This window comes from Klebsiella sp. S69 (assembly GCF_016516145.1).
Classification (GTDB): Bacteria; Pseudomonadota; Gammaproteobacteria; order Enterobacterales; family Enterobacteriaceae; genus Klebsiella; species Klebsiella oxytoca.
In genome coordinates this window covers 236,646-262,926 of record NZ_JACVUU010000001.1, presented here as the reverse complement: position 1 = coordinate 262,926, position 26,281 = coordinate 236,646, and the positions used below count along the sequence as shown (strand labels likewise).

21 protein-coding genes and 1 other annotated feature are annotated in these 26,281 nt (G+C 56.1%); of the genes, 9 read left to right on the top strand and 12 right to left on the bottom strand.

The annotated features are described in order from the left end of the window. Positions 1-42 precede the first annotated feature (42 nt). The 3 genes from copA to ybaK all read left to right on the top strand — a co-directional run bounded on the left by copA (position 43) and on the right by ybaK (position 4,286). Complete coding sequence (copA, locus tag IAE27_RS01205; RefSeq protein WP_154022496.1) at positions 43-2,544, top strand: copper-exporting P-type ATPase CopA; 2,502 nt, start codon at positions 43-45, stop codon at positions 2,542-2,544. A 266-nt stretch (positions 2,545-2,810) separates the two neighbouring features. Then, on the top strand, positions 2,811-3,605 hold the full coding sequence (locus IAE27_RS01200) for a TraB/GumN family protein (protein WP_070557214.1): 795 nt from the start codon (positions 2,811-2,813) through the stop codon (positions 3,603-3,605). A 201-nt stretch (positions 3,606-3,806) separates the two neighbouring features. Beyond that, positions 3,807-4,286: a Cys-tRNA(Pro)/Cys-tRNA(Cys) deacylase YbaK gene (ybaK, locus tag IAE27_RS01195; RefSeq protein WP_004099690.1), complete on the top strand. Its 480-nt coding sequence runs from the start codon at positions 3,807-3,809 to the stop codon at positions 4,284-4,286. A 125-nt stretch (positions 4,287-4,411) separates the two neighbouring features. Here ybaK and ushA read toward each other — a convergent pair whose 3' ends face one another. Continuing rightward, a complete protein-coding gene (gene ushA, locus IAE27_RS01190; protein ID WP_004099686.1) occupies positions 4,412-6,064 on the bottom strand; it encodes a bifunctional UDP-sugar hydrolase/5'-nucleotidase UshA in 1,653 nt (550 codons plus the stop codon). Positions 6,065-6,227: 163 nt separating this feature from the next. Here ushA and IAE27_RS01185 point away from each other — a divergent pair, with 163 nt between their 5' ends. Both IAE27_RS01185 and ybaL read left to right on the top strand, forming a co-directional pair. Continuing rightward, positions 6,228-7,448, top strand: coding sequence for an MFS transporter (locus IAE27_RS01185; RefSeq protein ID WP_004111050.1), 1,221 nt, complete (start codon positions 6,228-6,230; stop codon positions 7,446-7,448). A 368-nt stretch (positions 7,449-7,816) separates the two neighbouring features. Then, positions 7,817-9,493 carry a YbaL family putative K(+) efflux transporter gene (ybaL, locus tag IAE27_RS01180; protein WP_004099684.1) on the top strand — a complete coding sequence of 559 codons (1,677 nt, stop codon included), beginning with the start codon at positions 7,817-7,819 and terminating at the stop codon, positions 9,491-9,493. A 43-nt stretch (positions 9,494-9,536) separates the two neighbouring features. Here the strand turns inward: ybaL and IAE27_RS01175 are convergent, their stop codons facing one another. The 9 genes from IAE27_RS01175 to IAE27_RS01135 form a co-directional block, all read right to left on the bottom strand. Then, positions 9,537-10,841, bottom strand: coding sequence for an inosine/guanosine kinase (locus IAE27_RS01175; protein WP_004099683.1), 1,305 nt, complete (start codon positions 10,839-10,841; stop codon positions 9,537-9,539). A gap of 63 nt (positions 10,842-10,904) precedes the next feature. Next, a complete protein-coding gene (gene hemH / locus IAE27_RS01170) occupies positions 10,905-11,867 on the bottom strand; it encodes a ferrochelatase (protein WP_004099681.1) in 963 nt (320 codons plus the stop codon). Between the two features lie 127 nt (positions 11,868-11,994). Then, positions 11,995-12,639 (bottom strand): adenylate kinase, encoded by a 645-nt coding sequence (gene adk, locus IAE27_RS01165; RefSeq protein WP_004099679.1) that lies wholly within the window; start codon positions 12,637-12,639, stop codon positions 11,995-11,997. 302 nt (positions 12,640-12,941) lie between these two features. After that, positions 12,942-14,816, bottom strand: coding sequence for a molecular chaperone HtpG (gene htpG / locus IAE27_RS01160; RefSeq protein ID WP_070557211.1), 1,875 nt, complete (start codon positions 14,814-14,816; stop codon positions 12,942-12,944). A 111-nt stretch (positions 14,817-14,927) separates the two neighbouring features. Then, a complete protein-coding gene (gene recR, locus IAE27_RS01155) occupies positions 14,928-15,533 on the bottom strand; it encodes a recombination mediator RecR (RefSeq protein WP_004099675.1) in 606 nt (201 codons plus the stop codon). Beyond that, a complete protein-coding gene (locus IAE27_RS01150; protein ID WP_004099673.1) occupies positions 15,533-15,865 on the bottom strand; it encodes a YbaB/EbfC family nucleoid-associated protein in 333 nt (110 codons plus the stop codon). Before IAE27_RS01150 ends, recR begins: the two co-directional genes overlap by 1 nt. Before the next feature lie 57 nt (positions 15,866-15,922). After that, positions 15,923-17,833 carry a DNA polymerase III subunit gamma/tau gene (gene dnaX, locus IAE27_RS01145; protein ID WP_004099671.1) on the bottom strand — a complete coding sequence of 637 codons (1,911 nt, stop codon included), beginning with the start codon at positions 17,831-17,833 and terminating at the stop codon, positions 15,923-15,925. After that, positions 16,526-16,590, bottom strand: a sequence feature (DnaX frameshifting element). Its footprint overlaps the gene before it by 65 nt. 92 nt (positions 17,834-17,925) lie before the next feature. Then, entirely contained in the window at positions 17,926-18,477 is a 552-nt protein-coding gene (apt, locus tag IAE27_RS01140) for an adenine phosphoribosyltransferase (RefSeq protein ID WP_004099669.1), read from the bottom strand. A gap of 150 nt (positions 18,478-18,627) precedes the next feature. After that, positions 18,628-19,005 carry a DUF454 family protein gene (locus IAE27_RS01135; protein ID WP_004099668.1) on the bottom strand — a complete coding sequence of 126 codons (378 nt, stop codon included), beginning with the start codon at positions 19,003-19,005 and terminating at the stop codon, positions 18,628-18,630. 69 nt (positions 19,006-19,074) lie between these two features. Between IAE27_RS01135 and priC the strand changes: the two genes are divergently transcribed. The 3 genes from priC to IAE27_RS01120 all read left to right on the top strand — a co-directional run bounded on the left by priC (position 19,075) and on the right by IAE27_RS01120 (position 20,779). Then, positions 19,075-19,602 (top strand): primosomal replication protein N'', encoded by a 528-nt coding sequence (priC, locus tag IAE27_RS01130; protein ID WP_004099666.1) that lies wholly within the window; start codon positions 19,075-19,077, stop codon positions 19,600-19,602. Positions 19,603-19,616: 14 nt separating this feature from the next. Then, entirely contained in the window at positions 19,617-19,790 is a 174-nt protein-coding gene (gene rsmS, locus IAE27_RS01125) for a pleiotropic regulatory protein RsmS (RefSeq protein WP_004099661.1), read from the top strand. Between the two features lie 65 nt (positions 19,791-19,855). Continuing rightward, a complete protein-coding gene (locus IAE27_RS01120; RefSeq protein WP_070557209.1) occupies positions 19,856-20,779 on the top strand; it encodes an Rpn family recombination-promoting nuclease/putative transposase in 924 nt (307 codons plus the stop codon). A 35-nt stretch (positions 20,780-20,814) separates the two neighbouring features. Here the strand turns inward: IAE27_RS01120 and mscK are convergent, their stop codons facing one another. Continuing rightward, positions 20,815-24,156, bottom strand: a complete 3,342-nt coding sequence (gene mscK / locus IAE27_RS01115; RefSeq protein ID WP_200091527.1) for a mechanosensitive channel MscK — start codon at positions 24,154-24,156, stop codon at positions 20,815-20,817. Between the two features lie 130 nt (positions 24,157-24,286). Next, complete coding sequence (gene acrR / locus IAE27_RS01110) at positions 24,287-24,937, bottom strand: multidrug efflux transporter transcriptional repressor AcrR (RefSeq protein WP_004099655.1); 651 nt, start codon at positions 24,935-24,937, stop codon at positions 24,287-24,289. Between the two features lie 142 nt (positions 24,938-25,079). Between acrR and acrA the strand changes: the two genes are divergently transcribed. After that, positions 25,080-26,273 (top strand): multidrug efflux RND transporter periplasmic adaptor subunit AcrA, encoded by a 1,194-nt coding sequence (gene acrA, locus IAE27_RS01105; protein ID WP_004111040.1) that lies wholly within the window; start codon positions 25,080-25,082, stop codon positions 26,271-26,273. Positions 26,274-26,281: the final 8 nt, after the last annotated feature.

Here is a 26,281-nt window from a genome sequence, read left to right as displayed (position 1 = left end):
GTTCGGTCAATCATTAACCGGAAATTTATTCAGGAGTTATTTATGTCTAACACTATCGACCTCGCGCTTGATGGCCTCTCCTGCGGCCACTGCGTTAAACGGGTGAAAGAGAGCCTGGAGCAGCGTCCTGACGTTGAGCAGGCGGAAGTTACCGTTACCGAAGCCCATGTCACGGGCAGCGCCAGCGCGGAAGCGCTGATTGAGACCATTAAACAAGCCGGATACGGCGCGGAGCTCAGCCACCCAAAGGCTAAACCGCTGGCAGAGTCATCAATCCCGCCGGAAGCACTGACAGCGGCCACCACTGAGCTTCCGGCAGCTCGTGACGAAGATGACAGCCAGCAGCTGTTAATCAACGGCATGAGCTGTGCCAGCTGCGTATCCCGGGTACAAAACGCGCTCGCCGCGGTGCCGGGCGTCTCGCAGGCGCGGGTCAACCTGGCGGAACGCACTGCGCTGGTATTGGGCAGCGCGTCCGCCGCAGAATTAGTCCAGGCCGTAGAGAAAGCGGGCTACGGCGCGGAGGCTATCGAAGACGACCTCGAGCGCCGCGAGCGTCAGCAGGAAACCGCCATCGCCACGATGAAGCGCTTCCGCTGGCAGGCTATCGTCGCCCTGCTGGTTGGGATCCCGGTGATGGGTTGGGGGATGATCGGCGACAACATGATGGTCAGCGATGATAACCGTACCCTGTGGCTGGTTATCGGCCTTGTCACGCTGGCGGTGATGGTATTTGCCGGCGGCCATTTTTACCGCAGCGCGTGGAAAAGCCTGAAAAACGGCACCGCGACGATGGATACGCTGGTGGCGCTGGGTACCGGCGTCGCCTGGCTCTATTCGATGAGCGTCAATCTGTGGCCGCAGTGGTTTCCGATGGAAGCCCGCCACCTTTATTATGAAGCCAGCGCGATGATTATCGGTCTGATTAACCTCGGCCATATGCTGGAAGCCCGTGCACGTCAGCGCTCTTCGAAAGCGCTGGAAAAACTACTCGATTTAACCCCACCGTCAGCTCGGGTGGTCACCGACGAAGGCGAAAAAGATCTGCCGCTGGCGGAAGTTCAGGCGGGAATGACCCTGCGTTTGACCACAGGCGATCGCGTTCCGGTCGATGGCATCATTAGCAAGGGCGAGGCCTGGTTCGATGAAGCGATGCTCACCGGTGAGCCGGTGCCGCAGCAAAAAGGCGACGGTGACGCCGTGCATGCCGGGACCGTAGTGCAGGACGGCAGCGTACTGTTTACCGCCAGCGCCGTCGGCAGCCAGACCACCCTGGCGCGTATTATCCGCATGGTGCGTCAGGCGCAGAGCAGTAAACCTGAAATCGGCCAGCTGGCGGACAAAATCTCCGCCGTGTTCGTCCCGGCGGTCGTGGCGATAGCCCTGTTCAGCGCCGCGATCTGGTACTTTTTCGGTCCGGCGCCGCAAATTGTCTATACCCTGGTGATCGCCACCACGGTGCTGATTATCGCCTGTCCGTGCGCCCTGGGGCTGGCAACGCCGATGTCGATTATCTCCGGCGTGGGCCGCGCGGCGGAGTACGGAGTTCTGGTGCGCGATGCCGATGCGCTGCAGCGCGCCAGCACCCTGGATACGCTGGTCTTTGATAAAACGGGTACCCTCACCGAGGGTAAACCGCAGGTGGTGGCGATAAAAACCTTTGCCGCCATCGATGAAACCGCCGCTCTGCGTCTGGCGGCGTCACTGGAGCAAGGCTCCAGCCACCCGCTGGCGCGCGCCATCCTCGACAAAGCCGCAGATCAACGCCTGCCTGCGGTAGATAATTTCCGCACCCTACGCGGACTGGGGGTCAGCGGTGAAGCCGAAGGCCACCGTCTGCTGCTCGGCAACCAGGCGCTGCTTAATGAGCAAAAGATAGCAACGGCTGAAATAGAAGGCGAAATGAACGCCCAGGCGTCACAGGGCGCGACGCCGGTGCTACTGGCGGTAGATGGTCAGGCGGCGGCGCTGTTCGCCATCCGCGATCCGCTGCGTGAAGATAGCGTGGCGGCATTAGCCAGGCTGCACCGCCAGGGTTATCGTCTGGTCATGCTGACCGGCGATAACCCAACCACCGCCAACGCTATCGCTAAAGAGGCGGGCATTGATGAGGTGATTGCCGGGGTTCTGCCGGACGGTAAAGCCGATGCGATTAAGCACCTGCAAGGCCAGGGACATCAGGTGGCGATGATCGGCGACGGTATCAACGATGCGCCCGCGCTGGCGCAGGCCGATGTGGGGATCGCCATGGGCGGCGGCAGCGATGTCGCCATTGAGACAGCGGCGATTACCCTGATGCGCCATAGCCTGAACGGCGTCGCCGATGCGCTGGAGATCGCCAAAGCCACGCTGCGCAACATGAAGCAGAACCTGCTGGGGGCATTTGTTTATAACTCGCTGGGCATTCCGATTGCCGCCGGGATCCTGTGGCCGCTGACCGGAACGCTGCTCAATCCGGTGGTGGCGGGCGCAGCCATGGCGCTCTCTTCGATTACCGTCGTGAGCAACGCCAACCGCCTGCTGCGCTTTAAGCCAAAATCCTAAGCCGGAAGCCTAAGCTCCTGTCGTTTCAGCCGCCGTGCGGTTGGATTCCCGGCTGGCGGCGTCAACGCCTTAGCCGGGAGCACAACCGCAGATGACCGTGTACCCGTGCGAGAAAATAACCAGACGCCGACGTTCAGTCATTCTGCTCGTTCCGGTGAGTGCTCCAGCCGATAAACCAGTGCCTGCGCGCAGACGCTTTCCCAGGACTTTCCTTGCGCCGTTCTTCCCCAGGCGCTAGCATGAAAGCTTCACACTACGGAGCACGTATGGGCCTGTTAAACCGAATAAAAATGCTGTGGCAAGCCGCCCTCGGCTCGTCTTATTCCTGGCCCGCGCTGGATATCACCCTTCCCGGGGAACGCTATCTGCACCTGGTCGGCAGTATTCATATGGGCACCCGCGATATGTCGCCGCCGCCCGCCCGGCTGTTAAAAAAGATCCGTCAGGCCGATGCGCTGATTGTGGAAGCGGATATTAGCGGCAGCGAAACGCCATTCAGCAACCTCCCCTCCTGTCCGCCGCTGGCGGAACGCCTGAAGGCATCCCAGCTTGCTGCACTGCAAGAGCGGGCGGCAGAAATGGGTCTGTCTGTCGCGCTGTTCGACAGTCAACCGCTGTGGCAGGTAGCGATGGTACTGCAGGCAACTCAGGCGCAAAAACTGGGGCTCAGGGCGGATTACGGCATTGATTATCAACTGCTGATGGCGGCGCGCGAGAGCCATATCCGGGTGATGGAGCTGGAGGGAGCCGACAGCCAGATTGCGCTGCTGCGGGATCTGCCCGACGGCGGTCTGGCGCTGCTGGAGGATACCCTCACCCACTGGCGCACAAATGCGCGTCTGCTGCAGGTGATGATCGGTTGGTGGCTCGATCAGCCGCCATCAAGAGGGGCTACTTCGCTGCCGACAACCTTTAGCCAGTCGCTGTATGACGTTCTGATGCACCAGCGCAACCTCGCCTGGCGGGAAACGCTGCTGGCGCTGCCGCCGGGACGCTACGTGGTTGCCGTCGGGGCGCTGCATTTATACGGCGAAGGGAATCTGCCGGACATGCTGACGTAAAAAAATGGCCAATATTGCTATTGGCCCGTCAAAGAGGAATTTCATCATTATTATTATTCCGGGGTTCGCGCCCCGGATCGTCTGATTGTCGCTCAAAGTGACCATCACTGCCAATACTATTGCGCAAGATGATACTATTTTTTAGACAGCCGTCGGGCGTATGCTTATGTCACATTTAATCGGTTGGTAAGAAGGATAACGATGACTCCCGCCGTAAAATTACTCGAAAAAAACAAAATTAGTTTTCAAATCCACAGCTACGATCACGATCCGAACGAAACCAATTTTGGTGACGAAGTGGTGCGTAAGCTGGGACTGAACGCCGACCAGGTCTACAAAACGCTGCTGGTTGCCGTTAACGGCGACATGAAGCATCTGGCCGTTGCAGTGACCCCGGTTGCGGGTCAGTTGGATCTGAAAAAAGTGGCGAAGGCCTTAGGCGCAAAAAAAGTGGATATGGCAGACCCGATGGTCGCGCAGCGGGTTACCGGCTATCTGGTGGGGGGTATCAGCCCGCTCGGGCAAAAAAAACGTCTGCCGACGGTGATTGACGCACCGGCCCAGGCGTTTGCCACCATCTATATTTCCGGCGGCAAACGCGGGCTGGATATTGAGCTGGCGGCCAGCGATCTGGCGAAGATCCTTGAGGCAAAATTCGCCGATATAGCGCGGCGCGATTAATTGACGGTTTTGCGTCAGAGGATAATCCCGGAGGCGGCGCTGACGCGCCTTGTCCGGGCTACAAAATCCAAAACCGCTGAGACCTGTAGCCCCGGTAGCTACGCAACCGGGGTTTGGCTCAAACGTTACTGCCAGCTTACCTCGCCTTTCGGTTCATAAGCTGCCGCATCCAACGGTGAGTTTTTCTGGATATACTCTTTCAGCACTTCGGCATCGATAAAGCCGGTATTAACATAGCCGGGCTTCGTATCGATATGCGGATAGCCGTCGCCGCCGGTGGCGTTAAAGCTCAGGGTCGCCATACGATAGGTCTTTGCCGGATCGACCGGTTCGCCTTTGATAGTCAAATTATTGAGCTTGCCGTCTTTAGCCACAAAACCGACGTTGGCAAACTGCGGATAGGCGCCGGAATCGGGCTTCATCTGCGCCACGGCGGTCAGATACTCGGTCACTTCCTTACCGCTCATATCGACATAGACCAGCACGTTGCCGAAGGGTTGCACCTTCATCACATCTTTATAGGTGATATCACCCGCTTCAATCGAATCACGCACTCCGCCGCCGCTCATCACCGCGAAATCAGCATTGCTGCGCGCCATCTGCGCCGCCAGCAGCAAACGTCCCATATTGGTTTGCACGAAACGAACTTTGCTGCGATCGCCCTCCAGATGCGCGTTTACGCTACCGATTTTCACCTGTAGCTGCGCTTTGCCTTTATTCTGGAAAGGCGTCAGCAGGGAGAGCATCTGCGGATTTTCGGGGATTTGCGGCGTATAGAGCACGCGCTCGCTCTCGCCGTTGTCCCAGGTGACCTTTTTCTTCAGGTTGACCGGGATCAGCTGATAGCGCACCAGCTTCATGTCGCCGTTGCGGAATTCAAAATCGGCGCGGCCAACATATTTACCCCACTCATGGGCCTGCACAATCCAGATACCGTTCTGCTTGTCCGGCGCGCACGGGCTACCCGGAACGTAATCCACCTGCTTCTTGTTCTCCGACGCCATGCATACCGGGTCCTGCGAGTGACCGCCGACGATCATCGCCAGCGCTCCCGCAGGCAGGCTGCGTGCCATCTCAACATCGCCCGGCGCGTTCGAACCGTGAGCGCCATTGTCATAATGGCCCATGTGGGTAGTAGCCAGAATCACGTCCGGCTTTTCATTCTGCTGCAGCTCCTGGATAACGAGTTTGGCCTCTTCCGCCGGTTTACGGAACTCGATATCGGTAAAGAACTCGGGATTACCAATTTTAGCCGTATCGTCGGTCGTCAGACCGATAACCGCAATATTCAGCCCGCCGCGTTTGAACAGCGCCCACGGCTTAAACAGACGCTCGCCGGTGCTTTTCTGATAAATATTCGCCGAAAGGAAAGGGAACTTCGCCCATTTTTCCTGCTGACGCAGTACGCTAAGCGGATTATCAAATTCATGATTACCCACCGCCATTGCATCGTAGCCAATCAGGTTCATCCCGCGAAAATCAGGTTCCGCGTCCTGTAAATCGGATTCCGGCACGCCGGTGTTGATATCGCCGCCGGATAACAGCAGCACGCTGCCGCCTTCTGCCGCCACCTCTTTGCGAATACCGTCAACCAGCGTTTTTTGTGCGGATAGCCCATATTCGCCGTAGTCGCTACGCCAGAAGTGGCCATGATGATCGTTAGTATGCAGGATGGTTATTTTGTAAGTTTTATCCTGCTCATAAGCCTGCGCTGACAGGCTCCCCAGCGATAGCGCCGTAAATAGCGCCAGCGCAACGCCTTGCTTCATAAAGTGCATATTTCTCTCCCTGACGAAGTAACAACTGCCGAAAGTATAGCGAGTTGGCCGATTAGACAAATATGTTTTCAGAATTGCGACTTCCTTCAAACCTTAGGGGCAGGTATGTTAGGCAGATAATAATTCCACCTGCATCCTCTATAAAAAACACTTAAGTGAACCTATGGCAATGAATCAGACCGCACAACCCTTATCCGGCCCTGCTGCTGCGCCGCAAAAAGCACGCACCTCGTTTCGCATTCTCGGCGCCATCAGCCTCTCCCATTTGCTAAACGATATGATCCAATCGCTTATTCTGGCTATCTACCCGCTGCTGCAGGCCGAGTTTTCGCTGACCTTTGTGCAGATAGGTATGATTACCCTCACCTTCCAGCTGGCCTCATCGCTATTGCAGCCGGTCGTCGGCTATCTGACCGACAAACATCCGATGCCGTGGTCGCTGCCGATAGGCATGTGCTTTACCCTGAGCGGTCTGGTGCTGCTGGCGATCTCGGGGAGCTTTGGTATGGTTCTGCTGGCAGCCGCGCTGGTCGGCACCGGGTCTTCGGTCTTTCATCCGGAATCTTCACGCGTGGCGCGTATGGCTTCCGGCGGTCGCCATGGCCTGGCGCAGTCGATATTTCAGGTCGGCGGTAACTTTGGCAGCTCGTTAGGCCCGCTGCTTGCGGCCCTGATTATCGCTCCTTACGGTAAAGGTAACGTTGGCTGGTTTGTCCTGGCAGCGCTGTTGGCGATCGTCGTGCTGGCGCAAATCAGCCGCTGGTATGCCGCTCAGCATCGGATGAATAAAGGTAAACCGAAGGCGCTGATTGTAAATCCGTTGCCAAAAAACAAAGTTATTCTGGCGGTCAGTATCCTGTTACTGCTGATTTTCTCGAAATACTTCTATATGGCAAGCATCAGCAGCTATTACACCTTTTATCTGATGCAAAAATTCGGATTGTCGGTGCAAAATGCCCAGTTTCATCTGTTTGCCTTTCTTTTTGCCGTCGCGGCAGGAACGGTGATTGGCGGGCCTGTCGGCGATAAGATTGGGCGCAAATATGTTATTTGGGGCTCTATCCTTGGCGTAGCGCCGTTCACCCTTGTTTTACCCTATGCATCCCTGGAATGGACCGGGATTTTAACGGTGATAATTGGTTTTATCCTTGCCTCAGCCTTTTCCGCCATTCTGGTCTATGCCCAGGAGCTATTACCGGGGCGGATCGGCATGGTTTCTGGTTTGTTCTTCGGTTTTGCTTTTGGCATGGGTGGCCTTGGCGCCGCGGTACTGGGGCTCTTAGCTGACCATACCAGCATCGAACTGGTCTATAAAATCTGCGCTTTCCTGCCTCTAATCGGCATCCTGACGATATTTCTACCTAACAACCATCAAAAGTCATGATTCTTCGGTAGCCAAAATGTAACTTTGGCTACCACAATCCCTTACCCCACCAGCATTACCCCGCATAAGCTGCTGCCATTTTGCGCTCCGTGCTTTTTTGCACGTCAATTGCATTTTTCTGCAAAATTCAACGATTATTCATAAACAAAACCGCTGAAAGTGTCATAAACTATTATTCGGTTTTTTGGTTTTATACCCTAATTCATTCAAGTTGCAGGACAAGCCACTTGTGCCTTGAACAGCGCTGGCGCTGGCCCCCAAGGGCGAGGCTCATGGATGAGCTAAGTAATAAAGCCTACGCCCATGCAAATTGAAGCATGACGGGTATGTACCGAAAATGGATCAGCTCACCACTGCAAGGAGACGGAATGCACCACGCAACACCGCTAATCACCACCATTGTCGGCGGCCTTGTGCTCGCCTTTATTCTCGGCATGATTGCCAATAAGCTACGTATTTCTCCTCTGGTGGGATATCTATTAGCGGGCGTGCTGGCCGGACCTTTTACCCCAGGTTTTGTTGCTGATACCAAGCTGGCGCCGGAACTGGCCGAGCTCGGCGTGATCCTGCTGATGTTCGGCGTGGGTCTGCATTTCTCCTTAAAAGATCTGATGGCGGTTAAGGCCATCGCCATCCCGGGCGCTATCGCCCAGATAGCCGTAGCGACCCTGTTGGGTATGGCGCTCTCTGCCATGCTGGGCTGGTCGTTAATGACCGGTATCGTTTTTGGTCTGTGTCTTTCTACCGCCAGTACCGTGGTGCTGCTGCGCGCGCTGGAAGAACGGCAGCTTATTGATAGCCAGCGGGGGCAAATCGCCATCGGCTGGCTGATTGTTGAAGATCTGGTGATGGTTCTGACGCTGGTGCTGCTGCCGGCGGTTGCCGGCATGACCGAGAAAGGCGACGTGGGCCTGGCTTCTCTGGCCCTCGATATGAGTATTACCATCGGCAAAGTCGTCGCCTTCATCGCCATTATGATGCTCGTCGGCCGCCGCCTGGTGCCGTGGATTATGTCGCGCAGCGCGGCAACCGGTTCACGCGAGCTGTTTACGCTGTCGGTACTGGCGTTAGCGCTCGGCATCGCTTTCGGCGCCGTTGAGCTATTTGACGTCTCCTTCGCCCTCGGCGCCTTTTTCGCCGGTATGGTGCTCAATGAATCCGAGCTCAGCCATCGCGCGGCCCACGATACGCTGCCGCTGCGCGACGCCTTCGCCGTGCTGTTCTTTGTCTCCGTCGGAATGCTGTTCGACCCGATGATTCTGCTTGAGCAGCCGCTGGCGGTACTGGCGACGCTGGCTATCATCATTTTCGGTAAATCGGCTGCCGCCTTCTTCCTGGTGCGGATGTTCGGCCACTCGCCGCGCACTGCCCTGACCATTGCCGCCAGTCTGGCGCAAATCGGTGAATTCGCCTTTATTCTTGCCGGTCTGGGAATGGCGCTGGATCTGCTGCCGCAGGCCGGGCAGAACCTGGTGCTTGCCGGCGCCATTATCTCCATCATGCTCAACCCGGTCCTGTTTACCCTGCTGGAAAAATACCTCGATAAAACGGAGACGCTGGACGAACAGACGCTGGAAGAAGTGCTGGAAGATGAGAAACAGATCCCCGTTGATATCTGTAACCATGCGCTGCTGGTCGGTTTCGGTCGCGTCGGGAGCCTGCTTGGTGAAAAACTGATGGCTCAGGGGATACCGTTGGTAGTTATCGAAACGTCGCGCACCCGCGTTGACGAACTGCGCGCGCGGGGTATTCGCGCGGTATTAGGTAACGCCGCCAATGAAGAGATTATGAATCTGGCGCATCTGGACTGCGCGCGCTGGCTACTGCTCACCATCCCTAACGGTTACGAGGCCGGAGAGATCGTGGCCTCAGCGCGCGAGAAGTGCCCGAATATCGAGATCATCGCGCGGGCGCATTACGACGATGAGGTGGAATATATTGTTGAACGCGGCGCCAACCAGGTAGTGATGGGCGAACGAGAAATCGCCCGCGCCATGCTTAAGCTGCTTGAAACGCCGCCAGCCGGCGAGCTTATTACCGGTTAATGCTTCCGGCCCCGACTCCCCGGGGCCGACTTTATTTACCGGCTTAACGATCCCAGTAGGCCTCTTCCAGACTATCTTCACGCTCCGGCAGGCCGCGGGTCAGACGCGGTGAATGCTGGTTCAGCACCTGATAGCTCACGCGGTTAGCGTATTTACACACCTGCGCCAGCGAGGAATAGGTCAGCCATTTGCATTTGTGCTTGCTGGAGTTCGGCACGTTATTGCGATGATAATTATTAGCGGTGATGTCGTGCAGCAGTGCCGCCAGCGCGCCGTCGCCGGCGCCGTTGGTGTTCATGATCTTCTCCGGCCCGCCCATATAGGGTGCGATATGCGAATAAATACGCAGCGGATTCTCGCAGTCCTGGTGGCGCATCGCGCGGCTGAATTCATACTGGTTAAACTCGGCAATCGCGCCAGGCAGCAGCGGATGCTGCGTTTTGCGCTTAGCCTCATCCTCGGTAAAACTGGCCATATACAGCCCGGCGGGCCCGGCGGTGCACAGTACCAGGTCAACCCACTCCAGCGCTTTGTCGGAAGCCAGCAGCGGATCGGATAGTCCGGTCAGCGCTTCCGCCTCTTCTTCGTTCATCGCCAGAATAGAAACGTGTTCTTTGAGGAACGCCTGCCACCACGCCGGATTATCAGCGATAACGTATTTAGTCCCCAGGGTCAGGACCACCGGTACATCGTGCTTTTTCGCATATTTGATGGCCTGCATCGTCGCGTCCGGCATCGGCTCACCCGGCTTGCAGCGGACGAGGTAGGAGGTCAGCACCAGTGCGGAAGCGCCGGCGATCACGCTTTCCGGAATGCTTTCCGGGCGGAGCTTATTCATATGACCGGGGCTGATCGCAAAGGTGCGCTCGCCGGAGTCGCTAATAAGGGTAAAGCAGCGACCAATCGCGCCATCCACGCCTTGCAGGTAGTTCAGATCGGTACGGCTGGAGGTGTTGCACAGGTAGCGATAGGCGTAGCCGCCGATTTCAATATTGCTGCACATGACGCCAAGCAGAACCGAGCGGTCATCCGCCAGCACCGAGTAGTTGTGCATGGTGTTTCCGATGGTACCACCGGCAAACTGGTGGGTAATCAGATCGTTGCGGACCAGTTCCTGGTACAACGCTTCGGCGACATCATCCTCAATCACCAGCGAATGCCCGGCGCTCAGGCCGTAGCGTACGATAAACGCCTCATCCACTTTCGCTTCGATATCGACCAGGGTTTGATCGATGCCGACGACCCAGGCGACGTTAGACTCATTGTCCGGCTGAATTTGTTGCAGCAGCGGATCGCGAGCGTTGACGGGAAAATAGTGTTTGGATTTGCGTTTACCGGGAAATTTCATAGTGGCGATTTATTGACAGTGAACAAGCGGGGAATAGTAGCATACTCCCCGCCGCACGCGCGATCAGCGATATTTCGCCGTCAGGTTGACCATCATTTCAATATGCGCGGTGTCCGCATTAAGCGCCGGTATGTACTCATATTGCTGGCCGCCGGCTTCAAGGAAGATTTCCCGGTTTTGCACCGCGATCTCTTCCAGCGTCTCCAGGCAATCGGCAGCAAAGCCGGGGCAGATAACCTGAATATGCTTCACCCCTTTCTCACCGAGCATTTTCAGCGTTTCGTCAGTATAGGGCGTCAGCCACGGCTCACGACCAAAGCGCGACTGAAAAGTCATCATGACCCGGTCAGGCGACAGGCCAAGGGCTGAAACCAGTTCACGAGTGGTATCGCGACAGCGCTGAGGATAGGTATCCCCTTGCTGAGCGTAACGCTGTGGAATCCCATGATAGGAGAGCAGCAGTAAATCCGGCTCGCCGTGCACCGCAAACGAAGCGCGTACGCTGGCGGCCAGCGCGTGAATGTAGTCCACATCATCGGCATAGTCGCGAATAAAAGAGATGCCGGGAATCGCGCGCTTTCTGGCGAGGATACGCCCCAGCTCATCCCAGACCGCCGCCACGGTAGAGCAGGAGTATTGCGGATAGAGCGGTAGCACCACGATGTGGTCCACACCCTGCGCCAGCAGTTCATCCACCGCGCTCTCCAGCGACGGCGAGCCGTAGCTCATCCCCAGCGCCACCGGCGTATCCGGAAGCCGCGCGGCCAGCGCCTGCCGCTGCTGCTGGCTATAGACCATCAGCGGCGAGCCGTCTTCCATCCAGATGGACTGATAGAGCTTAGCGACCCTGGGGGCGCGCAGGGGCAGTATCACGCCGCGCAGCAACGGCCACCACAGTAGACGGGAGGTATCCACCACGCGCCGATCGCTAAGAAACTGTCGTAGATAGCGCTTAACCGCGTCGGGCGTGGGCGCATCGGGAGTGCCTAAATTGGCTAATAAGATACCTGTTTTCGTCTGATGCATTACCGCCTCTTAACCATTTGAATCGCTGACAATTGTAGCTGAAATGGCGCTAAACGGAACCAATCATAGAAAAAGGTAAAATGAGAGGAGTTCTCACCCCGCCGCTGCGGGATGAGAACTAACGGAATTAACCGAGGATTTTTTCCAGTTCGGCGCGAACGTCCGCCACCGCTTTGGTGCCATCAACTTTCGCGTATTGGGTATTGCCCGCTTCGGCTTCTTTCTGATAATAGCCGATCAGCGGAGCCGTCATCTGATGATACTCAACCAGACGCTTACGCACGGTCTCTTCCTGGTCGTCTTTACGGGTGGTCAGCTCTTCGCCGGTCACATCGTCTTTGCCTTCGACTTTCGGCGGATTAAATTTGATGTGATAAACGCGGCCGGAAGCAGCGTGAACGCGACGGCCGATGATGCGGTCAACGATCAGTTCATCAGGAACATCGAATTCCAGTACGTAATCTACGGCAATGCCCGCTTCTTTCATGGCGTCAGCCTGAGGAATGGTGCGCGGGAAGCCGTCCAGCAGGAATCCGTTGCGGCAATCTTCCTGAGTGATACGCTCTTTCACCAGGGCGATAACCAGTTCGTCGGTGACCAGCTTACCGGCGTCCATAATATCCTTCGCCTTTTTGCCCAGCTCGGAGCCTGACTTCACCGCGGCACGCAGCATGTCGCCGGTGGAGATTTGCGGAATACCGTATTTCTCCATGATGAACTGAGCCTGAGTTCCTTTACCCGCGCCCGGAGCGCCAAGCAGAATAATACGCATTACGAAAATCCCCTCAAAAGTTGATTCAATATTTCAAAAAACGCTAAACCATACCACCAGAACGCGGATGGCTCAAGGAAGGCGGGGCGGCTGAAACGGTTAATGGTGAGATATTTTACGCAGAGTGCGTTTTGTTGCCCTCATTCCGCTCCTCTCCCGCAGGGCAAGGAAGAAAACACGCGCCGGAGCCAGCAGGGGAACAGGGAGAAGCAGGCTAAACGATGACAGCCTCCGCGCCAGCATGTCAATGCCGGGCAAGTCCCCTCTCCCTGACAGGGAGAGGGTGAGGCTGAGGGGAAAGATTACGACACCAGCAGCTGGTTCATGCGGCGAATAAACTGGTTCGGATCTTCCAGCGTACCGCGCTCGGCCAGCAGCGCCTGATCGAGAAGCAGCTCAACCCACTCGCCGAATTGCGCATCATCCTGAGTGTCCGCCGCGCGTTTTACCAGCGGATGCAGCGGGTTCAGTTCGAAGATGTACTTCACTTCCGGCGCGGCCTGGCCCGCAGCGGCAAACAGTTTCGCCATTTGGGTGCTCATTTCATCCGCGTCGGTGGTAACGATGGCCGGCGTATCGGTCAGACGATGGGTCAGGCGAACCTCTTTCACCCGGTCGCCGAGCAGCGTTTTGGCTCGCTCAACGAACGGCTCCAGCGCCTTCTCAGCTTCTTTTGTGGTTTCATCCACTTCGTCCGTCAGCTTATCCAGCGACTCATCGGCTTTCGCCACCGACTGGAACGGCTTACCGTCGAACTCGGTCAGATAGCTCATCATCCACTCGTCGATGCGATCGGAAAGCAGCAGCACTTCAATGCCTTTCTTACGCAGCAGTTCCAGATGCGGGCTGCTCTTCGCGGCGGCGTAGCTGTCGGCGGTAATGTAGTAAATCTTCTCCTGCCCTTCTTTCATGCGGGAGACGTACTCTTCCAGCGACACGGTCTGCGCGGCGGAATCGGTATGGGTACTGGCGAAACGCAGCAGTTTAGCAATGGTCTGCTGGTTAGCGTGGTCTTCCGCCGGGCCTTCTTTCAGCACCAGGCCAAACTGCTGCCAGAAGGTCTGATATTTTTCCGCGTCGTCTTTCGCCAGTTTTTCCAGCATCTGCAGGGCGCGCTTGCTCAGCGCAGTGCGCAGATTGCGGGTCACGCTGCTGTCCTGAAGGATTTCACGCGACACGTTCAGCGGCAGATCGTTGGAGTCGACCAGGCCGCGGACGAAGCGCAGGTAGTTCGGCATAAACTGCTCAGCGTCATCCATGATGAAAACGCGCTGTACGTACAGCTTCAGGCCGTGTTTATGGTCGCGATTCCACATATCCCATGGCGCCTGCGACGGGATATACAGCAGGCTGGTGTACTCCTGCTTGCCTTCAACGCGGTTGTGGCTCCAGGTCAGCGGATCGCTGTAGTCATGGGCAATATGCTTATAAAACTCGTTGTACTCGTCGTCTTTGATTTCCGACTTATTGCGCGTCCACAGCGCCTGGGCTTTGTTAATTTTCTCCCAGGTAATGACGGTTTCACCGTCCACTTCTTCGCGTTTTTCAATTTCCACCGGCAGCGCGATGTGATCGGAGTATTTGCTGATGATCGAACGCACGCGCCAGTCGTTGAGGAAATCATCCTCGCCTTCGCGCAGGTGCAGCGTGATCTCGGTACCGCGATCGGCTTTGTTAATGTCGGCAACGGTATATTCGCCTTCGCCGGCGGACTCCCAGAATACGCCATTTTCTGCGCTGTCTCCCGCCGCGCGGGTACGTACGGTGACTTTATCGGCGACAATAAACGCTGAATAGAAGCCCACGCCGAACTGGCCAATCAGCTGGCTGTCTTTCGCCTGGTCAGAGCCCATGGACTCAAGGAATGCTTTGGTACCGGACTTGGCGATGGTGCCGAGATGGTCAATCACTTCATCGCGGTTCATACCAATGCCGTTATCGGCAATGGTCAGGGTGCGGTTGTCTTTATCAAATGAAACACGCACGCGCAGTTCGCCGTCGCCTTCATATAGATCCGGCTGGGACAGCGCGCGGAAGCGCAGCTTGTCGGCCGCATCGGAGGCGTTGGAAATCAGCTCACGCAGGAAAATTTCTTTGTTGGAATAAAGAGAATGGATCATCAGGTGCAGAAGCTGCTTAACCTCTGACTGAAAACCACGAGTTTCTTGTCCTTTCATCTAAATCAACCTCAACAATGCCATTGTTAATGGTAAAAAAACCGTTGAGGGTGAGATGGGGACAGAGGAAGACGTTTTCAAGCGGAGGCCCCGAAAAGCGCCTCCGTTTGATTAAAAACGAATCTTATGCCGTCCGGCAAGAGAGTGTGACAGCGTTGTGCCGTCAACCATTTCCAGCTCGCCGCCGACCGGTACGCCATGAGCGATACGGCTCGCCTCTACGCCATACTGCGCGCAAAGCTCGGCGATATAGTTCGCGGTCGCCTCCCCTTCAACCGTTGGGTTGGTTGCGAGGATCACTTCCTGCATCGATTCGTCACGCAGACGCTGCTCCAGGCGATCGAGCCCAATGTCATCCGGCCCGATGCCGTCAAGCGGCGACAGATGGCCCATCAGCACAAAATAACGACCGGAAAACTGCCCGGTCTGCTCGATAGCGTAGATATCCGCTGGGCTCTCTACCACGCAGATCTGGCCGTTTTCCTTCCGCCGAGGGTTGCTGCAAATATTGCATACCTCCTGCTCGGTGAATGTGCGGCAATCGGCGCAGTGGCCGATTTCCGACATCGCGCGCGTCAGCGCCTGCGCCAGGCGCATCCCGCCGCTGCGATCGCGCTGCAGCAGGGTAAACGCCATGCGCTGCGCCGACTTCGGGCCGACGCCCGGCAGGCAGCGCAGTGCTTCCATAAGCTGCGTTAACAGCGGACTGGTTTGCATCAGAACGGCATCTTAAAGCCTGGCGGCAGCTGCATACCGGCGGACACAGACGCCATTTTTTCTTTCTGCGTCTCTTCGATGCGGCGGGCGGCATCGTTAAACGCAGCGGCCACCAGATCTTCCAGCATCTCTTTGTCGTCTTCCAGCAGGCTCGGGTCGATCTCAACGCGGCGGCAGTTATGCGCACCGTTGATGGTGACTTTGACCAGGCCTGCGCCGGATTCACCGGTCACTTCCAGTCGAGCGACTTCTTCCTGCATCTGCTGCATTTTTTCTTGCATCTGCTGGGCCTGCTTCATCAGGTTACCCAGACCGCCTTTTCCACCAAACATAGGCTTCTCTCTCAGTAGGTCATCGTTAAGGATGCTGACCGCAAGTCAGACTTGCAATCAAATGGGGCGAATACTCTCTTCATCCAGGTCCGCATCGAAAAAGCGACGCAGCGTCTGAATGTTATTATCCGCAATAATCGCTTCACGCGCCTGCGCGAGCTTTTCTTCATAAATTGCCTGCCGCCACTCAAGCGGCGTGCGCATCGCGGGATTATCATCTTCCACGATGGTCAATTCAACCGGCGTACCGTACAAAATACCGAGCGCTTCCGCCAGCTTTTGCTGCGCGCCCGCCGAATTCAGGTGCCGCTGGCTCGGGCGAAGATGCAGGCAGACGCGGTTACCCTCCTGCTCTTTCCAGGCATTGAGGGCGACCTGCTCCACCAGCTTTGGCACCGCAAGCCGGCTGACTTCCGCCGCCCAGCTATCGCGCTCGACCGCTTCAATAGCCAGTTTTGCCGCCAGTTCCGGCGTTTTTTCATGCTCCAGCGCTTTTTTCAGCGCCTTCGGCGTCGCCACTTCTTCTTTCACGGTTTCAACAACCGTCGTCGATTTCCAGCGATAAGCTTCTTTTTTCGCCGGCGCTTTTTCCAGCGCAGCAGCAGCCGGACGCGCCTGTACGCGTTCAGTAATCGAACTCAGTCGTTCCAGCGCAGCGTTATTCACCGGCCGCGCGCGGGAAGCGGCTGCCGGTTCACTCTTTTTTGGGGTGGGCGCTCCCTGGCTGCGCTGCAGTTGGCTGCGTGCCGCCAGCACCTGGCTGGTGGTCTGCGGCAAATTCTGCGGCGGCGGCGGCGGTGGAGCGGATGCCGGGGCGGACTGCTGTGCAGGGGCGGCCTGAATAGCCTGTGCCGGCGGCGCCTCCGGTTCCGGCAGCGGCATACGCGGATGGAACGCCAGCGCACGCAGAAGCGTCATCTCAACGCCCATCCGGCGATCCGGCGCGTATGGAAGCTCTTTACGGCCAATTAATAACGTTTGATAGTACAGCTGAACATCGGTAGGCGGCACCGTCCGCGCCAGCTCGCGCATGCGTAGCTCTATCGCGGCCATATCCGCCCCCAGCGCCGACGGCGACAGCTGAACCATTGCAATGCGATGCAACAGGCTCTGCATTTCCACCAGCAAAGCCTCCCACTCCACGCCGCGAGCGGCAGCTTCATTGACGCCGGCCATGACGCGTTCGCCATCGGCGGCCACCAGCGCTTCAATCAGCGAGAGCGCCTGATCGTCGTCAAGCGTACCGAGCATGGTGCTAACGGATTCAGCCGTCAGACGGCCGTCGCCGCTGGCGATAGCCTGATCGGTCAGGCTTAATGCATCGCGCAGGCTGCCATCCGCCGCGCGCGACAGCAGCTGCAGCGCGCGCGGTTCGAAAGCGATCTGCTCGACGCCGAGGATATGCTCAAGCTGATGGCGAATCTGTTCGACATCCAGCGCCTTAAGATGGAACTGCAGGCAGCGGGAAAGAATGGTCACCGGCAGCTTCTGCGGATCGGTGGTCGCCAGCAGAAATTTTACGTGCGCCGGCGGCTCCTCCAGCGTTTTTAACAACGCGTTGAAGCTGTGGCGCGAAAGCATATGGACTTCATCGATCAGATAGACCTTGAAGCGACCACGGGCCGGCGCGTACTGAACGTTATCCAGCAGATCGCGGGTATCTTCGACTTTGGTACGCGAAGCGGCATCGATCTCTATCAGATCGACAAAGCGCCCCTGTTCTATTTCACGGCAGTTATCGCAGACGCCGCATGGCGTGGCGGTAATACCGGTTTCACAGTTTAATCCTTTTGCCAGCAGACGTGCGATAGAGGTTTTACCCACGCCGCGGGTGCCGGAAAAGAGATAGGCATGATGAATGCGCCCTAACGACAAGCCGTTCGCCAGTGCGGTCAGCACATGTTCCTGGCCGACGACGTCAGCAAAGGTTTGTGGGCGCCATTTACGGGCTAAGACCTGATAACTCATGGGCTGGCTCTGAAACGCTGGAAGGTGAAATCACGAGGGGGTCATGCTATCACAGCCCCGCTCAATCAGCGAGGCTATGTGGAGGGATTTGCTTAGTGACCCGGGAAAGGGACCAGGCTATAGCAGTTAATTCCCAGTTTTTCCAGGCGCTGCTCGCCGCCCAGATCGAACAGATTGATAATAAAAGCCGCATCGTGCACTTCACCGCCCAGGCGACGGATAAGCTTCACGGTGGCGTCGATGGTGCCGCCGGTTGCCAGCAGATCGTCAACCACCAGGACTTTATCGCCTTCTTTGATCGCATCGACATGGATTTCCAGCTGATCGGTGCCGTACTCAAGCTCGTAGCTTTCTGCGATGGTCTCACGCGGCAGCTTACGCGGCTTGCGTACCGGAACAAAGCCTACGCCCAGCGCCAGCGCAACCGGTGCGCCAAACAAGAAGCCACGCGCTTCGGTGCCCACCACTTTGGTAATACCCGCGTCTTTATAACGCTCGGCCAGCAGTTCAATGCTGAGCGCATAGGCCTTCGGGTCTTCCAGCAAGCTGGTGACATCACGGAAAAGGATGCCAGGTTTCGGATAGTCCTGGATGCTTTGGATGCTGTTCTTCAGATATTCAAGCTGCTGTGCTGTTGCGGTCATAAGTGTATGCCTGATTAAAACGGTATTACTCACGGGCATGCCAAATGGGCCAAAGAAACATTTGTTTAACCTTTGACCAGGCTTACCCGCGCTCGAAAACGCCAGAATTTACTGGCTGTCAGCGACAATTGCAACCATCATTATTGCGCATCAGTGCTTTTGTTGCTTTGCATCAACCACCGGAATGCGCCACATAAATATCAGCAGACAGGCCAGAATGATCAGCAGCAAGATGCGCACCCAGGTAAGATTAACCAGCCACAGGGAAATAGCAAAGGTCAGCAAAATCATCGCTATCGCGCGCGGCTTCGCTCCCGGCGGCATGGCGCGGTATTTCTGCCAGTGACGCAGGTAACCGCCAAACCATGAGCGGTACAAAAGCCAGTGGTGAAAACGCGGCGACGAGCGCGCAAAGCACCAGGCGGCAAGCAGGATAAAAGGCGTCGTCGGCAGTAGCGGTAAAAATACGCCCAGCGTTCCCAGCGCTACCGCCAGCCAGCCAATGATGATCAAAATAATACGTGGCATAATGCGAATCGTTATCAAGAAGATAACGCTAATGTAGCACAGTTGCTTATCAGGGGATGGAGGAGTTATTTGAAAACCACCCGGCTTTTACATTCGTTGGAAAATCAGCTTGCGGAGCTGGCCGTCCGGGTAGCACCAATGGCGAATCACGCGACCCTCAGCCCGCGTTTCGATCGCCAGCTGTTTCGGACCCGCAGCACGCAGATGCAGGCTTATCTCAATGAGGCCAGCGATCGTTTAACGGAGTTAAAGCTGGCGGTCGAACGCCAGCAGCTCCCCCAGGTTGCCTGGCTGGCGGAACATCTTGTGGCCCAAATCGCCGCCATTAGCCGGGAAACGGCCACCTGGTCGTTACGCGCCTGGGATAGCGCTTCGCCGACGCTTAGCCGCTGGCAGCGCCGGCGTATCCAGCATCAGGAATATGAGCGGCGTCTGCTGGCCATGCGCAACGATCGCCAGAGACAGCTGGCGCAAGCCACATCTCTTGATGAACAGCAGCGGCTGGCAAAAGAAGTTGACGCCTACGCCGCACGCCTTGCCCGCTGTCGCGACGCGCTGGAAAAAATTGAAAACAGGCTGGCCCGATTAACACGTTAAGTGGAGGAAGAAAGATGTCGCTGGAAAATGCGCCTGACGAGGTCAAGCTGGCCGTCGATTTAATCATGCTGCTTGAGGAAAATAATGTCCCTGCGCAAACCGTGCTAGCTGCGCTGGAGATTATCCGTCGCGATTATGAAAACAAAGTAAAAAGTGCGGAAGAGGCCTCGCAAAACGCGCCGGAGTAGCCTGTTGCCGGATCGTTGGGAGTGGCAGAGTCATCGCCTGCCCTTACCAAAACGGATAAATGCTCATGGAAAGATTCTCACGTACGCCGCACGATGCCATCTTTCGTCAAATGTTGACTCAGAAAGAGGTCGCCCGCGATTTTTTACAGCTTTACCTCCCGGCGCAGTTTTTAAGTATCTGCGATCTTAGTACGCTGCAGCTGGCTTCAGGCAGTTTTATCGAAGAAGACCTGCACTCCAGCTACTCGGATATACTTTACTCTCTGCAAACGCGGCACGGCGCCGGATATATCTATACGCTGATTGAACATCAAAGCTCTCCGGACAAGCTCATGGCTTTGCGCCTGATGCGCTATACGCTCGCAGCCATACAGCGTCACCTTGATGCTGGCCACGATACGTTGCCCCTTGTGGTCCCCATTCTGTTTTATCACGGCGCCGTCAGTCCCTGGCCGCATACGCTCAACTGGCATCATCTCTTTGACCATCCTGAGCTTACCAGCGCGCTGTACGGCGGTGATTTTCCACTGGTGGACCTGACCGTTATGCCAGTTAATCAATTCATCCTCCACCAGCGTATGGCGATGCTGGAACTGTTGCAGAAGCATATCCGCCAGCGCGATCTGGCCGAATTGCAACCGATGCTGATTGCGCTGCTGGCGCAAGGATATCTCACGGAAACCCAAATCAATACCCTAATCAGCTATATGCTGCAGGCGGGTATAACGGAAAAGCCCGGGCCCCTTATTCGCGAACTGGCGAAGCAGTCGCCCAGGCACAGGGAGCTACCGATGACGATTGCCAAATGGCTGGAAGAGAAAGGTCGTAAAAAAGGGAGAAGAGAAGGCAGACTGGAGGGTCGACAGGAAGGCCGTAAAGAAATCTCGCACAGCATTGCGCTGAAAATGCTCGCCAGCGGGCAGGATCCTAAGATGGTGATGGAGCTTACGGGTCTGAGCCAGGAAGAACTCTCCTCGCTCAGCCATTAAAATCTGCGGGGCGGGTATTTACCGCCCCGCCATGCTTAGCTCATCGCCGGAGTGGCATCGTCGCCTTTATCCCGCTTCACCTCGGTGACTTCATCGCCCTTCTCATTGCGAAGATGAATCTCCAGCTGGTTAAAGGCGATATCAATATTGTTCTCACGACACAAACGATCGATCGCCCGGTTAAGCTCATCCACCGCATAGCTGCGATCGCGAAGTTCGCGCACGTATAGTCGTAGTTCATGATCGAGCGTACTGGCGCCGAAAGTGGTAAAGAAAACCGACGGCGCGGGCTCTTGCATCACTTTCGGATGCTCGTGCGCGGCCTTAAGCAGCACTTCTTTAACCTTATCCAGGTCAGAACCGTACGCTACGCCAAGGCGGATGACAACGCGGGTGACGGTATCGGAGAGCGACCAGTTAATCAGACGCTCAGTCACGAAGGCCTTATTGGGGATAATCACCTCTTTACGATCAAAATCGGTGATGGTCGTGGCGCGAATGCGGATTTTGCTGACGGTGCCGGAGAAGGTGCCAATGGTCACCGTATCGCCAATGCGCACCGGGCGCTCAAAGAGAATAATCAGACCGGAAACAAAGTTACCGAATATTTCCTGTAAGCCGAAGCCTAAACCAACCGACAGCGCCGCTGCCAGCCACTGTAGTTTATCCCACGAGACGCCCAGAGCGCCAAATACCGTCATCGCGCCAATAACGATAATGGCGTAATTAAGGATTGTCGTAATGGCATAAGACGCACCCTGGCGCATATTTAGTCGGGACAGCACCAGCACTTCCAGCAGTCCCGGCAGGTTGCGAATTAACGCCCAGGCAACCATCGAAGCGACAATCGCGAACAGCAGACTCCCCATGGTAACGCTTTTCACGGCGCTGACCCCGGCTTCGGTACCGTTGTAATGCCACAGCGTAATACTATCGAGATAGGCGAAGACGGTGATGAGATCCGACCAAATCGCCCAGAACAGGACCGCAAACAGCGCGATCATCACCAGCATCGTAATACGCAGCGTTTGCTGGTTAACCTGCTCCAGAGCAATTGTCGGTTCTTCCTGCGGCTCGGCCCCTTCAGCCCCCTCTTTAACCAGATGCTGACGACGCGCCAGCGCGCGGCGCCAGGCAATACGCCGCGCGGCCACGCTCAGGCCGCGCAGCACGGTCTGATACAACAGGTTCCACAGCATCACCAGATAAACGGTTTCAATCCAGCGGCCGGCCAGACGCAGCGTCGTATAGAAATAGCCGGTTGCCGTCAGCACCATCAGGGCGATGGGAACGATCGATAGCACGGTAACGGTGATAAGGCGCAGGCTGTGAGATTCTTTATCACGCCAGCTTTCGCGGCACATCGGCAAGACCAGCACCGCGATCAGCAACAGGTTGAGGAAAATAACGAACTGCCCGAGAACGTCATCCATCAGGTGCAGCGGCGACAGTTCCGACATCACCGACCAGAAGTTGAGCGGCAGCAGCGCAAGGCTCACGCGAACAATCTGCCGCCGCCAGTGGCTGGTCAGTTGTGACGGCATATTAAAGTGGCTCACCGCCACGCCGTCTTTTTCCAGCACTTTCCAGCACAGGCCAAACACCAGCCAGAATAGCGCCAGCTTCTTGCTATAGGCCCACAGAAGGTCGCTAATATTCAGCTGCATCGTCAGCAGAATCAGACCGACGGCCAGTATGACCAGCACCACAGGCAGCGCCCGAATCAGATCGATAAGAATCGCTTTCGGCGTGTGGAGCTGCGTATCGTTGCGCAGTTGCCCCACCTGCGACGCCAACTTAGCCTGATACGCTTTCAGCCAGTTCAGACGCCAGCGAATCAGACCGGCAATCAGCAGCAGCGGCAGGCCGGCCAGAAAAGCGATAAATACCGCAGGCCAGGCCTTTTCCCAGTTTACAGTGATTTTCATCGCCTTAAACTGTCCTTTCAGCGCCTCCGGGAAGGCTTTAAACCACTCCCAGTCCATCGGGCGGTTGCTATTTACCCAGAAAATCTGCTGCGTCAGGATGGCTTTCAGGTTGGTTGACACGCTCATTAGCTGCTGCTGATTGATTTGCAGGTTAATCGCCATCATCAGCTGGTTGCCGAGCTGTTTATTAAACTGATCGAGCAGTTCCCGGCGCATATCAACAATCTCAAGAAGCGCATCATGCACTTCGGGATTCACCTCGCTGCTATGCCCCTCCTCCAGCTTCGCGACATACGCATCGCTCTGGAATAGCGCATCGCGCTGCTGGTTGACCTCGAACTGCTCAAGGCGCAGGTCGGCGATGCGGTTGGTCATGTCGCTCAGCTCCTCCGCAGAGGGCAGCGTTTGCTGTTGCTGATAAAGGATTCGCGACAGCAGCAGGCTGCCTTTCAGCACGGAAATCTGCTCTTTAATATCGCGCTCGGATTGCAGAGCACGATCGAGCCAGGTCTTCACTTTGATGTTGCGCTGAACCAGCTGATTACCCGTTTCCGTTGCCGAAATGAGCCTTTCGCTCAGCTGGTGATTAATGTCCAGCTCCTGCTTGACCAGCGGGTTTGCCTGAATACGGGCCGTTTCGTCCGGAGAAACTGCTTCCTGAGCCGTCTTTTCCGTCAGCGTCAGGCGCTTGCTATTCACCGCTTCCTGCAACAGCTGAAGCTGGTGCTCCAGTCGATTGCTGTAAGCGGTGATGTAGTCACGCTGCTTTTGCAGGGTATCCTGCAGCACCGTATTGCCTTCCAGGCTTTTACGCTGTTGATCTATCTGTGCATTCAGCAAGGCCTGCTGCGCCAGCAGCAAATTCTGCTGGGTAGGACGTAGCGCCTCTTCGCCCGTAGTCGTGCCATTCAGACGATTACGGATCTGCTGCAGCTGCTGAGAGGCGGAATACATCGCATTCTGCACGCGTTCCGGCTGCGTCTGTAGCGAAACAAGCTGACTATTATAAGTCGCCAGATCGTTTTGCGCGTTTTGCAAATCGTCCAGAGTCTGAGAGACACGCGATTCCAGCTGGCGCAGCGACAAGGTGCTCAGCGTTTTACGCGTCGCCTCGTCGTTGGGGACATCGCTTAGCGCGTTCAGGCTATCGATAGCCTGATTCATTTTCGCAGGCGCCTGAGCGACCTGCTGGCGCAGCTGCGTCGTTTCCGACTTTATGCGCTCAATTTTATCGAGCGTTTCCAGCGTCTGAGTCAGGTCCTGCTGAACCAGCTTATCCTGGGGAGTCAAATCTTTTTGCTTGTTCAGCGTCGTGAGCTGGCTCTGGACCTCGGAGCGTTCAGGTAAATCAGCCGCCAGCGCCGAATTAACGCTAATACAGCCGATAAAAAGCATCAGGGTAAGAACTACAGCAGAGAGGGCATTTCGCCAACGGATAGTATGCAGCATAGTGTTAACATGAGTGATTGCAAAAGCCGGAGAATACCGGGGATCGTCGCAGCGCGAAGAATAGCACTTCTGTTATCACTAAAATAGCGGCGGACAGCAGGAATCATTCCTCTGGTGTCCGCTAGCCGGGTTAAGCGTCCAGTCCTTCAGAACTGCGCAGAGAGGGGCAAAATTGATACATTTCCAGCAGGACTTCGACATAATCCCGCGCTTCTTTTTGCAGATCAAAGGCGTTCGGCGCCAAAAGCCAGTTCTCCATCAGGCCGGAAAGATAGCTGCGCATGAGGATCGCCGCCCGGCGGGTTAATAAATTGGCGGGTAGCATCTTCGCGACAATGCACTCCTTTAATGTTTGTTCGATACGGTCGTAGCTCTCAAGGCAAAGAATGCGCTGCGCTTCTTGCAGCGTGACCATTTCACCGACGAATTCACATTTATGAAAGATGATTTCCATCATCAGCCGTCTGCGTTTTTCTGTCACAGTGGCTTCAAGGATATACACTAAGATCTCTCGCACAACTGACAGTGGATCGTTGGGGAATTTTGCCCGATACTCAACTTCGAGATCGTTAATATTGGCTTCTGACAGTACCCATATTTCATTAAATAAGTCCGATTTATTTTTGAAATGCCAATAGATAGCCCCCCTCGTCACACCGGCAGCTTTTGCAATTGCGGCCAGCGAGGTGGATGATACGCCTTGCTGCGAAAACAAACGCAGAGCAACATCCAGAATATGTTGCCGGGTCTCAAGCGCCTGTTGTTTGGTTTTTCGTGCCATAGGTCGATGAGTTTACAGAGGTTACGTTTACATACATTTGTGAATGTATGTACCATAGCATGACCATAATAGAAACACAGCAGTGGGTTTGTGGTCGATTGAGCCACTGAACAATTTGAAATTGGACACTCGAGGTTTACATATGAACAAAAACAGAGGGTTAACGCCTCTGGCGGTCGTTCTGATGCTCTCAGGCAGCTTAGCGCTAACAGGATGTGACGACAAACCGGCTCAGCAAGGAGCCCAGCAAATGCCGGAAGTCGGTATTGTGACGCTCAAATCCGCTCCTCTACAAATTACTACTGAACTGCCGGGCCGTACCAGCGCCTATCGCGTTGCGGAAGTTCGTCCTCAGGTCAGTGGCATTATTCTGAAACGTAACTTCACCGAAGGCAGCGATATCCAGGCTGGCGTGTCTCTTTATCAAATCGATCCGGCAACCTATCAAGCCACCTATGAAAGCGCGAAAGGCGATTTAGCCAAAGCGCAGGCTGCCGCCAATATGGATCAGCTGACGGTTAAACGTTACCAGAAACTGTTAGGCACTAAGTACATTAGCCAACAGGATTACGATACTGCCGTAGCCACGGCCCAGCAGAGCAACGCTGCCGTCGTCGCCGCTAAAGCCGCGGTTGAAACCGCGCGCATCAATCTGGCCTACACTAAGGTGACCTCCCCGATCAGCGGCCGCATTGGTAAATCCGCGGTCACGGAAGGCGCGCTGGTGCAGAACGGCCAGACTACTGCCCTGGCGACCGTGCAACAGCTTGATCCTATCTACGTGGATGTGACTCAATCGAGCAACGATTTTCTGCGTCTGAAACAAGAGCTGGCTAACGGCAAACTGCAGCAGGAGAACGGTAAAGCGAAGGTTGAACTGGTCACTAACGACGGTTTGAAATACCCGCAGAACGGTACGCTGGAGTTCTCCGACGTTACCGTTGATCAGACTACCGGTTCTATCACGCTGCGCGCGATTTTCCCGAACCCGGATCACACTCTGCTGCCCGGCATGTTCGTTCGCGCGCGCCTGGAAGAAGGCGTAAATCCTGATGCGATTCTGGTTCCGCAGCAGGGCGTAACCCGTACCCCGCGCGGCGATGCCAGCGCGATGGTTGTCGGCGAAGGCGATAAAGTCGAAGTTCGCCAGATTACCGCCACTCAGGCGATTGGCGATAAATGGCTGGTCACCGAAGGGCTGAAAACTGGCGATCGCGTCATTATTAGCGGTCTGCAGAAAGTCAAACCAGGCGTACAGGTAAAAGCGCAGGAAGTCGTTTCTGATGAAAAACAGCAAGCCGCAGGCAACGCTCAGTCAGAACAAACCAAGTCTTAACTTAAACA